Origin of the sequence: Pseudarthrobacter sp. AG30 (genome assembly GCF_003116525.1) — a bacterium.
Lineage (GTDB): Bacteria > Actinomycetota > Actinomycetes > Actinomycetales > Micrococcaceae > Arthrobacter.
Genome location: NZ_QEHL01000016.1, coordinates 15,357 through 30,766 on the forward strand (window position 1 = coordinate 15,357; position 15,410 = coordinate 30,766).

12 protein-coding genes and 3 tRNA genes are annotated in these 15,410 nt (G+C 67.9%); 9 read left to right on the top strand and 6 right to left on the bottom strand.

What is annotated here, in order from left to right; translation table 11 throughout:
- Nucleotides 1-4 precede the first annotated feature (4 nt).
- Nucleotides 5-1,444 carry an NCS2 family permease gene (locus DC347_RS13535; RefSeq protein WP_109045829.1) on the bottom strand — a complete coding sequence of 480 codons (1,440 nt, stop codon included), beginning with the start codon at nucleotides 1,442-1,444 and terminating at the stop codon, nucleotides 5-7.
- A gap of 107 nt (nucleotides 1,445-1,551) precedes the next feature.
- On the opposite strand from DC347_RS13535, the gene DC347_RS13540 reads away from it, so the two are divergent.
- Nucleotides 1,552-2,247, top strand: coding sequence for a copper resistance CopC family protein (locus tag DC347_RS13540; RefSeq protein ID WP_109045830.1), 696 nt, complete (start codon nucleotides 1,552-1,554; stop codon nucleotides 2,245-2,247).
- 52 nt (nucleotides 2,248-2,299) lie between these two features.
- Here the strand turns inward: DC347_RS13540 and DC347_RS13545 are convergent, their stop codons facing one another.
- Nucleotides 2,300-2,938 (bottom strand): NAD(P)-binding protein, encoded by a 639-nt coding sequence (locus DC347_RS13545; protein WP_109045831.1) that lies wholly within the window; start codon nucleotides 2,936-2,938, stop codon nucleotides 2,300-2,302.
- 426 nt (nucleotides 2,939-3,364) lie between these two features.
- Between DC347_RS13545 and DC347_RS13550 the strand changes: the two genes are divergently transcribed.
- From DC347_RS13550 to DC347_RS13570, 5 genes are all read left to right on the top strand, one after another.
- Nucleotides 3,365-4,405 (top strand): universal stress protein, encoded by a 1,041-nt coding sequence (locus DC347_RS13550; protein ID WP_109045916.1) that lies wholly within the window; start codon nucleotides 3,365-3,367, stop codon nucleotides 4,403-4,405.
- 33 nt (nucleotides 4,406-4,438) lie between these two features.
- A complete protein-coding gene (locus DC347_RS13555) occupies nucleotides 4,439-7,294 on the top strand; it encodes a PEP/pyruvate-binding domain-containing protein (protein ID WP_109045832.1) in 2,856 nt (951 codons plus the stop codon).
- Nucleotides 7,295-7,399: 105 nt separating this feature from the next.
- Nucleotides 7,400-8,515: a hypothetical protein gene (locus DC347_RS13560; RefSeq protein ID WP_109045833.1), complete on the top strand. Its 1,116-nt coding sequence runs from the start codon at nucleotides 7,400-7,402 to the stop codon at nucleotides 8,513-8,515.
- Nucleotides 8,512-9,522 carry an ABC transporter ATP-binding protein gene (locus DC347_RS13565; RefSeq protein WP_018763084.1) on the top strand — a complete coding sequence of 337 codons (1,011 nt, stop codon included), beginning with the start codon at nucleotides 8,512-8,514 and terminating at the stop codon, nucleotides 9,520-9,522. The genes DC347_RS13560 and DC347_RS13565 overlap by 4 nt, the downstream gene beginning before the upstream one ends.
- Complete coding sequence (locus DC347_RS13570; RefSeq protein ID WP_206073939.1) at nucleotides 9,512-10,426, top strand: ABC transporter permease; 915 nt, start codon at nucleotides 9,512-9,514, stop codon at nucleotides 10,424-10,426. Before DC347_RS13565 ends, DC347_RS13570 begins: the two co-directional genes overlap by 11 nt.
- Nucleotides 10,427-10,451: 25 nt before the next feature.
- Here DC347_RS13570 and DC347_RS13575 read toward each other — a convergent pair whose 3' ends face one another.
- The 4 genes from DC347_RS13575 to DC347_RS13590 form a co-directional block, all read right to left on the bottom strand.
- Entirely contained in the window at nucleotides 10,452-11,909 is a 1,458-nt protein-coding gene (locus DC347_RS13575) for a C40 family peptidase (RefSeq protein ID WP_165838042.1), read from the bottom strand.
- Nucleotides 11,910-12,117: 208 nt separating this feature from the next.
- Nucleotides 12,118-12,576 carry a metallopeptidase family protein gene (locus DC347_RS13580; RefSeq protein ID WP_109045835.1) on the bottom strand — a complete coding sequence of 153 codons (459 nt, stop codon included), beginning with the start codon at nucleotides 12,574-12,576 and terminating at the stop codon, nucleotides 12,118-12,120.
- Between the two features lie 9 nt (nucleotides 12,577-12,585).
- Nucleotides 12,586-13,566, bottom strand: a complete 981-nt coding sequence (locus tag DC347_RS13585; RefSeq protein ID WP_109045836.1) for a DMT family transporter — start codon at nucleotides 13,564-13,566, stop codon at nucleotides 12,586-12,588.
- Nucleotides 13,567-13,663: 97 nt separating this feature from the next.
- Entirely contained in the window at nucleotides 13,664-14,680 is a 1,017-nt protein-coding gene (locus DC347_RS13590) for a PHP domain-containing protein (RefSeq protein WP_109045837.1), read from the bottom strand.
- A 164-nt stretch (nucleotides 14,681-14,844) separates the two neighbouring features.
- On the opposite strand from DC347_RS13590, the gene DC347_RS13595 reads away from it, so the two are divergent.
- The 3 genes from DC347_RS13595 (at nucleotide 14,845) to DC347_RS13605 (ending at nucleotide 15,206) form a co-directional block, all read left to right on the top strand.
- Nucleotides 14,845-14,917 (top strand) — tRNA-Glu (locus DC347_RS13595).
- 91 nt (nucleotides 14,918-15,008) lie between these two features.
- Nucleotides 15,009-15,082 (top strand) — tRNA-Asp (locus tag DC347_RS13600).
- A 48-nt stretch (nucleotides 15,083-15,130) separates the two neighbouring features.
- Nucleotides 15,131-15,206, top strand: a tRNA-Phe gene (locus DC347_RS13605).
- The last annotated feature ends 204 nt before the right edge of the window (nucleotides 15,207-15,410 follow it).

The following is a 15,410-nucleotide window of genomic DNA, read 5'->3' on the forward strand; positions in this document are numbered from 1 at the left end:
GTGGCTACATGCTGATGGCGGCCTCGATCGGGCCGATGGCGAAGAACAGCAGGAATGCCGCGGCCACGGCCCACATCAGCGGGTGGATGTCCTTGACCTTGCCCTGGACCGTGCGGATCAGGACGTAGGCGATAAAGCCGGCGCCCAGGCCGTTGGCGATCGAGTAGGTGAACGGCATGAGGGTGAAGGTCAGGAACGCCGGGATGGCAATGCCCCAGTCCTGCCAGTCAATCTTGCCCACCTGGGACACCATCATGAAGCCCACCACCACCAGGGCCGGGGCTACGGCCTCGAACGGGACCAGGTTGATCAGCGGGGTGAAGAACATGGCCACCAGGAACAGCAGGCCGGTGACGATCGAGGCGATGCCGGTCCGGGCGCCTTCGCCAATGCCGGCGCCGGCTTCGACGTAGATCTGGTTGGAGGAGACGGACGCGCCGCCGCCGATGATGGCACCGAGGGCGTCCACCTGGAGCACGCGGTCCACGTCGGGAATGTTGCCGTGTTCGTCGACCGTGCCGGCTTCGTTGGCCAGGCCCACCATGGTGCCCATCGCGTCGAAGAAGATGCTGAGCAGGATCACGAAGGCCAGCAGGGTGGCGGCCACGAAGCCGAGGTCGGAGAAGGCGCCGAACGGGTTGGCCTTGCCGATCAGGGAGAGGTCCGGGGCGGCCCAGCCGCTGAATGTGGGGGCCACCAGGGACCAGCCCTGCGGGTTGGAGGTCTTGCCGTCAAAGCTGGGGCCGATGTGGAGGGTCATCTCAAGGATGACGGACAGTACGGTCGAGGTGATGATGCCGATCAGGATGGCGCCCTTGACCTTCCGGACCACCAAGGCGATGGTGAGGATCAGGCCGAAGACGAACACGGCGGTGGGCCAGCCCAGCAGTTTGCCGTCGAAGCCCAGGCCCACGGGCACGGTGGTTCCTGCCACGTCCGGGATTCGCCGCACGAACCCGGCATTGACCAGGCCGATCAGGGCGATGAACAGGCCGATGCCCACCACGATTGCTGTCTTGAGCCCCTCGGGCACGGCCTTGAAGACGGCGGTCCGGAAACCGGTGAGGACCAGGATCAGCATGGTGATGCCGGAAAGGACCACCAGGCCCATCATGTCCGGCCAGGTGAGGCCCGGGTTCCTGGCGACCGTCACGGCCACGAAGGCGTTGACGCCCAGGCCGGTGGCCAGTGCGAAGGGGTGCCGTCCCCATGCGCCCATGAGGATGGTCAGCACCCCGGCCACGAGCGCGGTTACCGCGGCAACGGCGGTGAAACCGAGCGTTGCCCCGGTGGAGTCGGGACCGGACAGGATCAGGGGGTTCAGCACCACGATGTAGCTCATGGCGAAGAAGGTGGCGAACCCGCCGCGGATCTCGCGGGAAAAGTTGGAGCCTCGCTCCGTGACCATGAAATACCGGTCCAGGGCAGAGCCTTGCTTAAGCATTAGTCCTCCGGGGGAATGTGTGGGGATACCTGCATCCTAAGGGTGCTGCACGGTGGGGGCGGCCAAATTCGCCTAGTCTGTAAGGAAGCCAACATGAGGAGCAGCCCATGCGCCCGGTCCACCGGCAGTTGCTGAGCGTGATGCTCGGTTTGTTCGTCCTTGCAGTCGCCACCCTTGGCCTGGTGGGTCCGGCCTCCGCGCATGATGCCGCCGAATCCACCAGCCCGGCACAGGGAGCGTCGGTGGCGGCCCCGCCCGAAGAAGTGTCGGTGACCTTCAGCAACCCGCCGCTGGGCATTGGCTCCTCGTTCTCGGTCAAGGACGCGTCCGGGACGGAGTGGGCTGACGGTTCCGTCCGCATCGTTGACAACGTTGCCACCCAAAAGCTTCGATCGGGCGGCCCGGCGGGGGCGTACACGGTGGCGTGGCGCGTGGTCAGCTCAGATTCACACCCGATCGAGGGGACGTTCACGTTCACCGCGGCGTCGGGATCCGCCCCAGCGGGAGCCGCGGCCTCAGTCCCTGCCCCGTCGGAAAGTTCGACGGCGGCCGGCGCTGTCCCCGGCATGGGCACCGCGAGGCCGGGGGTGACGGAGGAACCGTCAGCACCTGCCGGCGCAGCCGAACCCTTCCAATGGAGCATCGTGCTGTTTGCGGCTGTGGCCGTTGGATTGCTCGTCAGCCTGGGCGTCCTGGCCCGGCGCCGGCTATCCGGTGACGGTGACGCGCTTGACGACGGGCACCAGCCCGACGAGGAGGACCGGCCCGACGACGGGGACACAGTTGGAGAGGGCCGGCGGTAGCGGCCGCTTGGCCGAACAGGCGGATCAAGGCCGGCGGTCAAGAGGATTGCCGTCAGCAGGTAAGCGCCGCAAAGCTGCCCGTTGCGGGGAAGGCGCCGGCCGATGGCTGGACGTTGCCAAGGTTGACCTTGGCGGAGATCGCCTGGCCTACGGTCTTGGCCTGGCGCAGCACCTCCTTGGGTGACGGCGTGATCAGTTCACCCACCCCCACCAGGTAGATGCCGATCGCCCGCATGGCTGCTGCCACGTTCTTGCCTACGGCAATGCCGAAGTCGCTGAGCATGCGCCGCAGTTGGCTGTGGGCGCAGCGCGTCAGGACAATGTGGTCTGCCACCAGGATGCCTGTGGGCGTGTGGACCTGCCACCGGGGCGCTGCGGTGTCCTCCGGACCCTCAAGCATGGTCAGCTGCACAGCCCGGGTGGTATTCCGCACGTCGACGCTGTGGCTTGCGGCGTAGTTGCGCAGGTGCCGCAGGATCTCGTTCCGCTCCCTCAGGGTGTCACTGTCCGCGGCGTCGCAGCGCTGCAGCGACGACGTGTTCGCCGGCTGCGCCGCGCCCAGGATATCCAGGCCGTCCACCACGATGGACTCCACTCCGTGCCGCCGCAGTTCAGCGGCCACGGCCAGCCCGGACAGGCCGGTGCCAATGATCACAGTGGTGGTCTGTTCGGTCCCGGCATTCCCAGGCATGCTTGACACTACAGTTTCCCTCCTTCGAAGCTTCGGCAGGTTGCCGGCGACCTCGCCGGCTCGCGTCCCGATGCCCCCAAGCACGGTCGCAGCGCATGGCCGGGCCGCCCCCACAGGAAGTTGCAGCTGGCGTCCCGGACCAACAATGTCCTGAAGACTACAGAACAATTGCGGCCGTGAATAGCCCATGGGAGAAAACATTCGCGCGGTGGTGAAGGCGCTTTCCGGGAGCGCCGGGAAAGCCTGTGGATAACCCTCGTTCGCGCCCCTGAACAGGCTTGCTAAGCCGCGGGGGACGGAGAATAGTGGGAAGTGGAAGCGGCCTGTTCCCTGCCGTTGCAGCAGCGGGACGGGGTGCACGGACCCGGGGCCGTTTTCTGGCAGAATAGCCGCAACATCAGGCAGTATCGCGAGGAGGCGGCCCCCATGGGCTCACAAGAGTTGCATCCGGACCCCGCTCGGGACGGCGGTGGTTCTCCGGCCGCTCCCGAAGGCATCGTGGTGGGGGTCGATGGCTCCGAGCACGGCCAGTGCGCCCTGGTGTGGGCCGCGCGGGAGGCCCAGCGCCGTCGTCGTCCACTCCATATCGTCACCGCCTACTCGGTGCCGATCTTCGCCGCCTCCGGCCTGGACGGCGGCTACGCCACCGTGGACGACTCGGTCATCCGGGAGGGGGCCGAGGCCATCGCCAAACAGGCCCTCGAGAAGGTTTCAACGTACGACGTCGAGGCCAGCTCCTCGGTGGAGAACGGTGACGCCGCCGGTGTGCTGCTGGAGATCTCCGAAACCGCCGAGCTCCTGGTGGTGGGAACCCGCGGCCGCGGTGGCTTCGTGGGCCGGCTCCTGGGTTCGGTCAGCAGCGCGCTGCCCGCCCACGCGAAATGCCCCACGGTGACCGTGCCGCTGTTCTGCTCGGAGCGGCTCGGTGAGACCACCGAGGACCGGCGCATCAAGGCAGAGCAGGCCAAATCCGGCCACCGGCCGGTGGAGAACGTGGTGGTGGTCGGCGTCGACGGTTCCGAGCAGGCCAGGGTGGCCGTGCTGGAAGCAGCTGACCAGGCCGAACGGCTCGGCGCCGCGCTCCGTGTGGTCTGTGCCGTGCCGCAGTACAGCGGTTCCTTGGCGTGGGTTCCCGCCCCGATGGACCGGAAGGCCTTGTTTGAGGACATCCGCGTCACCCTGGACGCGGGCATGGCCTGGCTTCGCAGCCACTATCCCCACTTGCGGGCCGATTACGAGCTCAAGGACGGTTCGCCTGTCGACGTCCTCGTGGAGGAGAGCAGGCACGTGGAGCTGGTGGTGGTGGGCACCCGCGGCCGCGGTGGCTTCACCGGCATGCTCCTCGGCTCAACATCGGACGGCGTACTCCATCACGCCAAGGGACCGGTCATGGTGGTGCCGGACCGGGAAGACCCACGCTTGGCAGACCGGGCACGGTTCGGGCCCGTCCTGGGCGACGCAGCGTAGGCACACCAAGTCCGCCGGCAGGCCAGCCACGCCATGGGGCAGCAGGGGATACCGTCATCGGGCACCAGCGCAGGCGCCGGTCCCGTCCTGCCGCTGGAGGCCCTCGACGCCGGAATGCTGGCCCTCGTGGGCGGCAAGGCGGCGAACCTCGGCGAGTTGATGTCCGCCGGGCTGCCCGTCCCGGAAGGTTTCTGCCTGACAACAGAGGCATATTGGCAGGTGGTCGGCACCCCTGAGCCCGTCCTTCCCGGACTTGCCGATGCCTTTGCGGCCCTGCAGGGAGCAGCACGGGCCACAAGCCATGATTTTGCCGCCAGCGGGTCAATCGACCTGGCCGGACCGGCCGGAACCGCGCGTGCCGCAATCCTGGCGGCGCCGCTTCCGGCAGCAGTATCCGACGCCGTCCGGCAGGCGTACGCCGCGATGGGACCGGACGTTCCGGTGGCGGTACGGTCCTCCGCTACCGCCGAGGACCTGCCGTTTGCGAGTTTCGCCGGCCAGCAGGACACCTACCTCAACGTCATCGGAGGGGACGCGGTCCTTGAGGCAGTGCGCAATTGCTGGGCATCGCTCTGGACCGACCGTGCAACTGCCTACCGGGCAAGCCTGGTCATCGACCCTGCCGGAGTGGCCATCGCCGTAGTGGTGCAGCGGATGGTGGATGCAGACACGGCGGGAGTCATGTTCACGGCGAACCCAATCACCGGGCGGCGCCGGCAGCTCGTCATCGATGCCGGCCGGGGCCTCGGCGAAGCAGTGGTCTCCGGCGCGGTCAACCCGGACCACTTTGTGGTGGATGGCCTGACCGGCAGGGCAGTGGAGCAGCGGCTTGGCGGGGAAGGCGTCGAGGTCAGGTCCCTTCCCGGCGGCGGCACGGAGACGAGGAAGTTGCCGGGCAGCACCGGAACGCCCTGCCTGACGGAACCCCAGCTGGCCGCCCTGGCGAGGCTTGGGCTGCAGGCCGAAGACCACTTCGGCGCCCCGCAGGACACCGAGTGGGCCATCGACAACGCCGGGGCCTTGTGGCTGACCCAATCCCGGCCCATCACCACCCTCTACCCCGTTCCGGAAAGTAACGGGGCCGCCCACGTCCGCCACGGCGGGCCCGGCGCCGGCGGCACCAGGGCGTACCTGTGCTTCAGCCTGGCGCAGGGACTCACCCGGCCGCTTACCCCCATGGGGCTGGCCGCCTTGCGCCTTGTCGCCTCGTCCGTGGCCACGGCCGCACGGTTCCCTGTTCCCGAACCCCGGCGGGGGCCGTCCCCGTACGCCGAGGCAGGGCAGCGGATATACATCGACTTCACCACGCCCCTTCGCAGCGCCGTGGGCCGCCGCATCGTTCCCCGGGTCTTTGACGTCATGGAGGCACGGACCGCAGCGGTCATGCGTCAACTGTTCGAGGACCCTGCCTTTTCGGTGACCGGCAGGACGCCCCTCGGGCTCCTCCGGCACGCAGGCCCGGCAGCAGTGCACGCCAAGGTTCCGCAGGCAGTACTTCGGGCCCTGCTCCGGCCCGGGGCGGCGCTCCGCCGGCTGGACCGCTTTACCCGGGACTTCGAGGGATCCTTGGCCCCCACCGATGGTCCCGGGGCCCTGGCCAGGCTGGACCATGTCGAGGCCCTCCTGGGAGCCCGCCTTTTTCCGATTGTTCCGGCCATACTTCCCCTCCCCTTGGTGGGCTTTGCGATGCTGGGCCTCGCCGGAAAGCTCCTTGGCGACGACGCGTGGGACGAACTCCAGCCCGTGATCCGGGGCCTGCCGAACAACGTCACCACCGAGATGGACCTTGATTTGTGGCGCCTCGCCTCGGCCATCAAGGATGATGGCGAATCGGCAGCCGCCCTGATGGGATCGGATCCAGCGGCGCTGGCGGAGGACTTCAGGGCCGGGCGGCTGCCCGCGCGCCTGGACGCCGGGCTGGGGCGGTTCCTGGAGCGGTACGGGCACCGGGCGGTGGCTGAGATCGACATCGGGCTGCCGCGGTGGTCGGAAGAGCCCGCACATATCCTGGGCATCCTGGCCAATTACCTCCGGTTGGAAGATCCCGCCCTAGCGCCGGACCGGCAGTTCAGCACAGCAGCCGAGGACGCTGAAGCCCAGGTCGAGCGGCTCGTAGCCCGCGCAGCCGGGCGCGGCAGGACCAGGGGAGTGTTGGTGCGGGCCGCCCTGCGCAGGGCACGGCTCTTCGCCGGCCTGCGTGAACTGCCCAAGTACCAGCTTGTGCTTGGCCTTGGAGAAGTCCGCAGGCAACTGCTCCTGGTGGGCGCCGAACTCGCGGAGGCAGGAGCCCTCGACCGCCCGGACGACGTCTTCTTCCTGGACTTCGCCGAGGTGCGGCAGGCCCTTTCCGGTGTAACAGCGGACCCGGGAGCAACGTTGCCGGACGTCCGGCAGCTTGTCGCCGGCCGGCGGGCGGACTACCGCCGGGAGCTTGATCGCCGGCATATACCCCGGGTGCTCCTCTCGGACGGCACCGAACCCGAAGCGGTCCGTACCGCCACCGGCATGGCGGACGGAACGCTGGCTGGAAGTCCTGCCTCGGCAGGGACGGTGACGGCAGCGGCACGGGTGGTCCTGGACCCCGTCGGCGCCCGCCTCGAACCGGGCGAGATCCTGGTTGCCCCGTCAACTGACCCCGGGTGGACGCCGTTGTTCCTTACTGCCGGAGGGCTCGTGATGGAAATGGGCGGCGCCAACTCCCACGGCGCTGTGGTGGCCAGGGAATACGGGATCCCCGCGGTCGTCGGGGTGGCGGATGCCACCAGGCTGATAACCACCGGCCAAAGAGTAACGGTCGACGGCGGTCAGGGAACCGTCGTGCCCGAACGTCCTGCCGGTACCGAAGTTTTCGGGACCCATGCCGGCACGGACCCGGCCGCGCGGGCGTAACCTTGATCTATGGGTTCCAACACGCTGGATTCCAGCGGAGAGTTGCAGCAGCGCAGCACATTGCAACAGCGCAGCACACTGCGCCGACGGACATGGCTTCGGTGGATGCCGGCCGCCGCAGCCCCGGTGGTGATCGCTGTGGGCGCGCTCACCGGGTCCCTGCCCGCCAGCGCCGGAGACCCGCTGCCCGCGAAAACCCCCGCACAAGTCCTGGAACTGGTGGGCACCCATCAGGTGCACTCTTTCTCGGGAACCTTGGAGCAGGTGTCGGAGTTGGGCCTGCCCGAGCTTCCGGCCGCCGGCAAGACCTCCGCCCCTGCATCAGCCGGGAGCGCAGCCGCCGTTATCGAGCTCCTGTCCGGCCGGCACAGCGCCCGCATCTACGTTGACGGCAAGGACAACGCCCGCGTGCAGGTCGTGGACCAGTTGGCAGAACGGGACGTGGTCCGGGATGGCAATGATGTCTGGTTCTACTCGTCGAAGGACAACACCGCTGAGCACCTGACGCTGCCCGCAAAAACCCAGGATTTGATGCCCTCGAGGGACATGCAGGGCACACCCGGCGTCCCCGCGCCGGACGACCTGGCGCAGCAGCTCCTGTCCAAGGTCGATCCCACCACCGCCGTCACCGTGGGACCGGACGTCGTTGTTGCCGGCCGCAGCGCTTACAACCTGGTGATTGAGCCCCGCACCGATGCAACGCTGGTGGGCAAGGTGGCCATCGCAGTCGATGGCCAAACGGGCATGCCGCTGTCCGTCCAGGTGACCGCGCGCGGAGCCGACAAACCGGCATTTCGTTCCGGTTTCACCGCCTTTTCCCTGGACACGCCGGATCAGTCCCTGTTCAGCTTCACGCCACCGCCGGGCAGCACGGTGAAGGACGTTCCGGTTCCGGACAAGTCCCATGAGCCGGCAGATGCTCCACATCCGGGGCCCATGGCCAACCCGGACCAGCTGCTTCCCCAGCTCGAAGCGAAGGCGCACCTCTCCGTGGCCGGAACCGGCTGGGAAACGGTAGTGGGCACGGCAGCGGGCGCTTCCGGTTCAGCTGCAGCGTCCCTGCTGGCCGATCCGCTGCTGGCACAGGCCGCAGTCCCCGTCCCGGGCGGCCGGCTTCTCTCCACAGCCCTGGTGAACGTACTGGTCACTGACGACGGCCGGATGTTCGCTGGCATGGTGCCGCCGGAGGCACTGCAGGCCGCAGCGGCAGCGGCTCGGTGAGTACGGGCCTGGCGGGCGCTGGTCCGGCGGCTGCCGGGCTTGCGATCGAGACCCATGGCCTGAGTAAGCGGTTCGGCCAGCAGACCGCCGTCGATGCTGTGGACCTCGCCGTCCCGCACGGGGCGGTGTTCGGTTTCCTTGGGCCCAACGGGTCCGGCAAGACCACCACCATCCGCATGCTGCTTGGCCTGGCGGCCGCGTCCGCCGGAACCGTGAACCTGCTCGGCAGGCAGATGCCGGATGAGTTCCACGACGTGCTTCCGCGGGTCGGTGCCTTGGTGGAAGGACCGGCGTTCTATCCCTTTCTCTCCGGGGCCGCCAACCTCCACCGGCTTGATGCCGCCGGCCGGCACACCGTGCCGGCCACCCGCAAGGCCAGGGTGGAACGGGCCCTGGAGCGCGTGGGATTGGAACACGCAGCCCGGAAGCGGGTCCACGCGTACTCACTGGGGATGAAGCAGCGGCTGGGCATTGCCAACGCGCTGCTGTCTCCCCGGGACCTGCTGGTGCTGGATGAGCCCACCAATGGATTGGATCCTCAAGGTACGCGTGAGGTGCGCAACCTGGTCCGGTCCCTGGCCCACGAGGGCACCACCGTGTTCGTCTCCAGCCACCTGCTGGCCGAGGTGGACCAGATGTGTACCCACGCCGCAGTAATGAGCGCCGGCAAGCTCGTGGCGCAAGGGCCGCTGGCTGAACTCCGGCAAGCCGGCAGCACCCGCCTCCGGCTGGTCACCCCGGATGGCGGCGCGGCGCGGCGGGTCCTCGCGCGGCTGGGGCTGCCACCCGCACCTGTGGACGGGGAATCCGGCAAGCCGTCGCCGGACGGCGAGACCATCGTGGCGGCCTTGGTTACCTCAGTGCAGCCACCCGCCCCGCTCCCGGAAGAAGTCGTTGCGCACCTGGTCCAGGCCGGGGTGCGTGTCCGGGGCTTCGCCGTCGAACGCGAAAGCCTCGAAGACCGCTTCGTTGCCCTTACCGGGGAAGGATTCGACGTTGCCCAGTAGCGTGCCTGCCGACATCCCACAGCCTGCGGGAACCGCCCGGGCCGCGACCCCGCAGAGCACGTCCAGGCGGTCCGGTTCCAGGACGTCGGGTTCCGGGTTTTCCTTGCTGGCCTCTGAACTGAGGGTCCTGTTCACCCGGCGGCGCACCTGGGCGCTGTTGCTGGCCCTGGCCGCCATTCCGGTGCTCATCGCCGTCGCGGTCAAGGTCTCGTCCGCCGTCCCGCCCGGTCGCGGCCCTGCCTTCCTGGACCGGATTACCCAAAACGGACTGTTCGTGGCCTTCACCGCCATGCTGGTGTCCGTCCCGCTGTTCATGCCGCTCGCGGTGGGGGTGGTGGCCGGCGACACCATCGCCGGGGAAGCGAGCCTGGGAACCCTCCGCTATTTGCTGGTGGCCCCGGCGGGCAGGGTGCGCCTGCTCCTGGTCAAATATGCGGGCGCCGTGGCCTTCTGCATCGTGGCACCGTTGACCATCGGCCTGGTGGGGGCAGCCATCGGCGCGGCGCTCTTTCCAGTAGGGCCGGTGACCCTGCTGTCCGGCGGGGTCGTCCAGCCTGCTGAGGCCGCCGTGCGGATAGTGCTCATCGCCGCTTACATTGCCGTATCCCTGGCGGGCCTCTCAGCGATTGGGCTGTTCCTGTCGACCATGACCGTGGTCCCCGTCGGTGCGATGGCGGCCACCGTGGTGGTCTCGGTCGTTTCCGAGGTCCTGGACCAGCTTCCCCAGCTGGAATGGCTGCATCCGTGGTTGTTCAGCCATTACTGGCTTGGTTTCGGTGACATGTTGCGCCAGCCGGTGCTGTGGGACTCGTTCGCCGCGAATGGACTGCTCCAAGCAGGCTACGTGGCGGTGTTCGGGGCGCTGGCGTACGGCCGTTTCGTCACCAAGGACGTCTTGAGCTGACTGGTGGGCGGACCCGCAGTACGGCTCAGTAGCGGGCGGCGTACGGGTAGAGGTCCATTCCCACCATGGAACTGATGCTGGAGACGGTGATGCCTTCCTGCGGATTCAGCGCCTGCACCACCTGGCCGTTTCCGAGGTAGATGGCCACGTGGTAGAAGTTCGGAGCCGAGCCCCACACCAGGAGATCGCCGCGGCGCGCCTGGGAGATCGGGACGTGGACAGGGGCGGCAGCGTACTGCTGGGACGCGGTGCGCGGGAGGTACTTTCCAGCGGCGGCGAACGCGTTCTGCACCAGGCCGGAGCAGTCAAAGCCGTACACGCCGGTACCGCCCCACTGGTAGTAGTACGGCGCGCCAACCTTCCCCAAAGCGACGGAGATCGCCGTCTCGTAGGTCCCAGCGCCGGTTGACGGGGGCGCGGGAGCGGGCGCCGGCGCGGGGTTGGCAGGAGCAGGGGCCGGTGCGGGCGCAGCGGGGGCAGGGGCCGCGGGAGCGGGTGCGGCGGGTGCCGGAGCTGCAGGCGGCTGGGCCGGCACCGGGGCCGGGGCCGCTGGTGCCGGAGCGGCGGGAGCAGGTGCCGTGTCCTGGGCCGGCGTGTCCCGGGCCGGGGCGTTCTGCGCCGCGGCTTGGTCCTGTGTCGCTTGGTCCTGGGCTGCCTTGTCCTGTGCCGCTTTGTCGGCAGCGGCAGACAAAGCCGCAAGCCGCGCTTCTTCACGCTGCTTGTCCAGGGCATCAACCCGGGCCGATTCCAGCGCAACGGTAGTGTTCCGGAGCTGCGCCAGCTGGTCCACCAGGATGGTCCGCTGCGCCTTCGCGTCGGACACGGCCTTGGCCTGCGCGGCGTTGGCCTCTTCGGCCTGGGACTTCCGCTGCTCGGCGGTTTTCGCAGCATCGTCAGCGGCCTTGGTGGCATCGTCGGCGGATGCCGTCAGGGAGCGGTACGCGGTGGCCGCGGCATCCGCAGCTTCAAAAGCGCGGCTCCGGCTGGCGGACAGGGCTTCGAGCGTGGCGGCCTGCTGCAGGCTGTCCCCACCGCTGGCCAGGGTTCCGAGCGTGGGGTTCAGTCCGCCGTTGCGGTAAAGGTCTCCGGCGAGTTGCCCCACCTGTTTCCGGGATTTGTCCAGCTGCTCCTTCGCGGACGAGGCACGGGCGGAGGCCGCGGACGCAGCCTGGGTCCGTTGCTGCAACTCAACCAGCGCTTCGCTGTAGGAGTTGTTTGCCTGCATCGCCACGGCGAAGGCCGCCTGCTGGGCCGTGGATGCGTCGGCGAGAATGCGTTCGATCGCGGTGACCTGGTCCGCCGTCGCGGTTTCGCTGGCTTTTGCCGCGGCAATATCTTCCGGGGACGGGATGTCCGGCGATGCCGGAACGGACAGCGGCGCGGAAGGCGCCGGTACGGCTGCTGCGGGTGTGGCAACGGAGGCAAAGAGTACGACGGCGGCGCACAGCACGGCCGTTGTACGGCCGGATCCGGGTAAAGCCATGTGCAGAGACCTCGCAACAATTGGGCTGGGAGTGAGGTTCTGGATGCGGCACGACGGTGCCCCTCAGCTGCTCGCCAGCAGTCCGAGGTTACGTGACTCGATGCACATTGGCAACAGCAGTCACAGCAATAACATAAACCACAAGAATGTCATTCGTGGTGCTGGCCGATAGGGCGTGTCGCGGAATCGGTCGCAGGCCGGAGCCTGCTCAGCCCCAACCCAGCTCGTGCAGCCGGGCATCGGAGATGCCGAAGTGATGGGCGATTTCATGGACGACGGTCACGGCCACTTCGTGGATCACATCATCCCGGGAGCCGCAGATCTCCAGGATGGGTTCGCGGAAGATGGTGATGCGGTCCGGCAGGGAACCGGCATCCCACCACGAGTCGCGTTCCGTCAGCGGCACCCCTTCATAGAGGCCCAGCAGGACGGCGTCCGGATCTTCCCCGGGGCCGGGAACATAATCGTCTTCGATGAAGACGGCCACGTTGTCCATGGCGCGGGCCAGGCGGTCGGGAATACTGTCCAGGGCATCCTGGACGGCGGTCTCGAACTCGTCCGGGGACATGGCGAATCCGGAGGGCGCGCCCGCAACCGGTTCGTTAGGGGCTGCTCCGTCCGGACTCGAGGGGACAATCGGCAGGCCCGGTGGCAGGCTGGCTGGCATAGTTCGACTCTAGCCCCGATGCGGGCGGCGCCGCCCGCCGGGCGCCCGGGTCCTGCGCCGGGTCAGGCCGACGCCCACGAGGCACACCAAGCCACCTGCCAGTCCCCAGGCGGCAGGAATCTCGCCCAGCAACAGCCAGGAGATAAGGACGGTGGTTCCTGGTACCAGGTACGTGGTGGCGGCCAGCTTGCCGGCATCCACCAAAGACAACGCGTAGGCCCATGTGGTGAAGGCGATAGCGGTGGGGAAGACCCCCAGGTACACGAGCCCCCAGGTGGCCTGCGGCGGAGCTGCCTGTACTTCGGCCGCGAGCTGCCCGGCGAAGGGCAGGCAGCACAGGGCACCCACCACGATTCCGAACCAGGTGGCCTGGGCCGCGGGAAACTTCCGCACCACCGGCTTCTGGATGATGACGCTGACTGCGGCGAGCACCGCGGCAAGGAGGCACAGCGCCACGCCGGCGAGGTCCGCCGTCGTACTCCCGCCCGGGGTGCGCGGCTGCCCGGAACCGATGGCAATCATCGCGACACCGGCAAAGGCCACCGTACTGCCGATCAACAGCCAGCGTGGAAAACCTTCCTTGAGGAAGATGCCGGCCATGATTGCCACCAGGATGGGATTGACGTTGATCAGCAGGGCGCTGGTGCCTGCGTCCAGGATGTGCTCGGCAGCGTTCAGCGCCACGTTGTAGCCACCGAACCACATCACTCCGTAGGCAAGGATGGGCAGCCACTCCCGCCCCCGGGGCACCACGCGGCTCCTGAGGAGTTGCGGCAGCACCAGGATGGCCAGGACGACGGCGGCAACCGCCAGCCTGCCCAACGTCAGGGAGCCGGGGGAGAAATGCGGGCCGATCGCGCGGATTCCCACGAATGCCGAAGCCCACAGCAGCACGGTGACCGCCATGGCCGCCACGCCGAGGGCCCTCACCGGGACAGCTGCGGGAGCTGGGGGAGTGAGTGCTTGAGGTCCGGGGCTGGATGAGGGCATGAACCAAATGTAGCGGCGGCGGAGGCGCCCGGCTGGCGGGAATCGGACAACGAGGTACGGCGGTTGGGGGACTCCCCGGTGCCCGGCGGGGCCGGCCCTACGGGGCTGCGGCCCAGGCCAGCAGCTTGTCCGCCGGCCAGGTGGTGATGATCCGCTCAACGGGTACGTTGTTTCGGGCCGCCCGTTCGGCGCCGTACTGCAGGAAATCCAGCTGCCCGGGTGCGTGGGCATCGCTGTCGATCGAGAACAGGCAGCCGGCCTCCAAAGCCAGCTGGATCAGGGCGTCAGGCGGGTCCTGCCGCTCCGGCCGGGAGTTGATCTCCACGGCGACGTTGTGCTCTGCGCAGGCGGCAAATACTTCCTTGGCATCGAATTCCGACGGGGGCCTGGTCCCTCGCGAGCCCTCCACCAGCCGGCCGGTGCAGTGGCCCAGGATGTTGGTCCGCGGGTCGGTGATTCCGCCGAGCATCCGCGTGGTCATGGTCTTGCGGTCAGCGCGCAGCTTGGAATGGACGCTGGCCACCACGATGTCCAGCCTGTCCAGCAGTTCCGGTTCCTGGTCCAGCTCTCCCGATTCCAGGATGTCCACCTCGATGCCTGCCAGGAGCCGGGTGGGTCCGCCCTTGCCGTTGATGCCCGCCACCACGTCCAGCTGGTTGCGCAGGCGTTCGGGCGAGAGGCCGTTGGCGATCGTGAGGTTGGGGGAGTGGTCTGTCAGGGCGACGTACTCCCTGCCCAGCACTTCCGCGGCGGCAAGCATCAACTCGATGGGGGAGCCGCCGTCGGACCATTCGCTGTGGCTGTGGAGGTCGCCGCGCAGCGCCTCCTGGATGTCGCTGCCGCCGTGCGCCAGCGGCTGCGCTCCCTTCTCCCGGAGGTCCGCCAGGTACTCGGGAACTTGTCCGTCCACGGCCTCCCGGATCACGGCGTAGGTCCGGTCGCCGATCCCCTTCATGGACTTCAGCCGCCCGGACCGTGCGCGGGACGCCAGTTCGTCCGGGTCCAGGGCGCCGATGCTGGCGGCGGCCTTGCGGAAGGCCTGCACCTTGAAGGTGGCAGCGCGCCCGCGCTCCAGCCAGAAAGCAATCTCGTTGAGGGCTGCGACGGCATCCATCCGTCCATCTTGGCCCCTGCAATGGCGGAATGGCGGTGTTTTTGGCCGATTTTGGATAATTCCTGCGAAGGCCCTATAGTTGTTGAGTCCAGTTCGGAGAAACGCAAAGGGCAAAGACGGAAAGCATCGCTTGACGCCTTTTATTTTGTGCCGAACGGGTTCTGGCCCCCATCGTCTAGCGGCCTAGGACACCGCCCTTTCACGGCGGCGGCACGGGTTCGAATCCCGTTGGGGGTACGCAAGGAACTGGTCAGGCAGGCAAAAAAAGTCTGGTAGGCTGGAAGCCTTGAAAAAAGCGGTAGAGATACTGTGAAAGCAAGAAACGCAAGGCCCTGTAGCGCAGTTGGTTAGCGCGCCGCCCTGTCACGGCGGAGGTCGCGGGTTCAAGTCCCGTCAGGGTCGCTCTGATTGTTGGAAGAAATTCCGGCTCTCAAGGTGACTAGTCACCTAGGCTCTGTAGCTCAGTTGGTAGAGCGTTCGACTGAAAATCGAAAGGTCACCGGATCGACGCCGGTCGGAGCCACCACTGGGAAGCATCAGTTCTTCGGACCTGGTGCTTTTCTTCGTTTAAGGCGTGGCATCGTGCGCCATCCACGGGCATCAGTGCGACCCGCATCTTCGCGTCGCCAAGGGCCTATGGGGCGTGCAGATAAAGATCCGCGGCCCGTATGGGGCCCGGCCCGGAATCCCGGCCTCGAACGCTGCGCCCACGTGTCCGGCATTGCCCCCA

Bases quoted from the DNA above. Each gene is read 5' to 3' on its own strand.
- DC347_RS13555 (WP_109045832.1), top strand. From the start codon at position 4,439: ATGGGGCAGCAGGGGATACCGTCATCGGGCACCAGCGCAGGCGCCGGT.
- DC347_RS13590 (WP_109045837.1), bottom strand. From the start codon at position 14,680: ATGGATGCCGTCGCAGCCCTCAACGAGATTGCTTTCTGGCTGGAGCGC.
- DC347_RS13540 (WP_109045830.1), top strand. From the start codon at position 1,552: ATGCGCCCGGTCCACCGGCAGTTGCTGAGCGTGATGCTCGGTTTGTTC.
- DC347_RS13585 (WP_109045836.1), bottom strand. From the start codon at position 13,566: ATGCCCTCATCCAGCCCCGGACCTCAAGCACTCACTCCCCCAGCTCCC.
- DC347_RS13545 (WP_109045831.1), bottom strand. From the start codon at position 2,938: ATGCCTGGGAATGCCGGGACCGAACAGACCACCACTGTGATCATTGGC.
- DC347_RS13575 (WP_165838042.1), bottom strand. From the start codon at position 11,909: ATGGCTTTACCCGGATCCGGCCGTACAACGGCCGTGCTGTGCGCCGCC.
- DC347_RS13580 (WP_109045835.1), bottom strand. From the start codon at position 12,576: ATGCCAGCCAGCCTGCCACCGGGCCTGCCGATTGTCCCCTCGAGTCCG.
- DC347_RS13535 (WP_109045829.1), bottom strand. From the start codon at position 1,444: ATGCTTAAGCAAGGCTCTGCCCTGGACCGGTATTTCATGGTCACGGAG.
- DC347_RS13560 (WP_109045833.1), top strand. From the start codon at position 7,400: ATGCCGGCCGCCGCAGCCCCGGTGGTGATCGCTGTGGGCGCGCTCACC.
- DC347_RS13550 (WP_109045916.1), top strand. From the start codon at position 3,365: ATGGGCTCACAAGAGTTGCATCCGGACCCCGCTCGGGACGGCGGTGGT.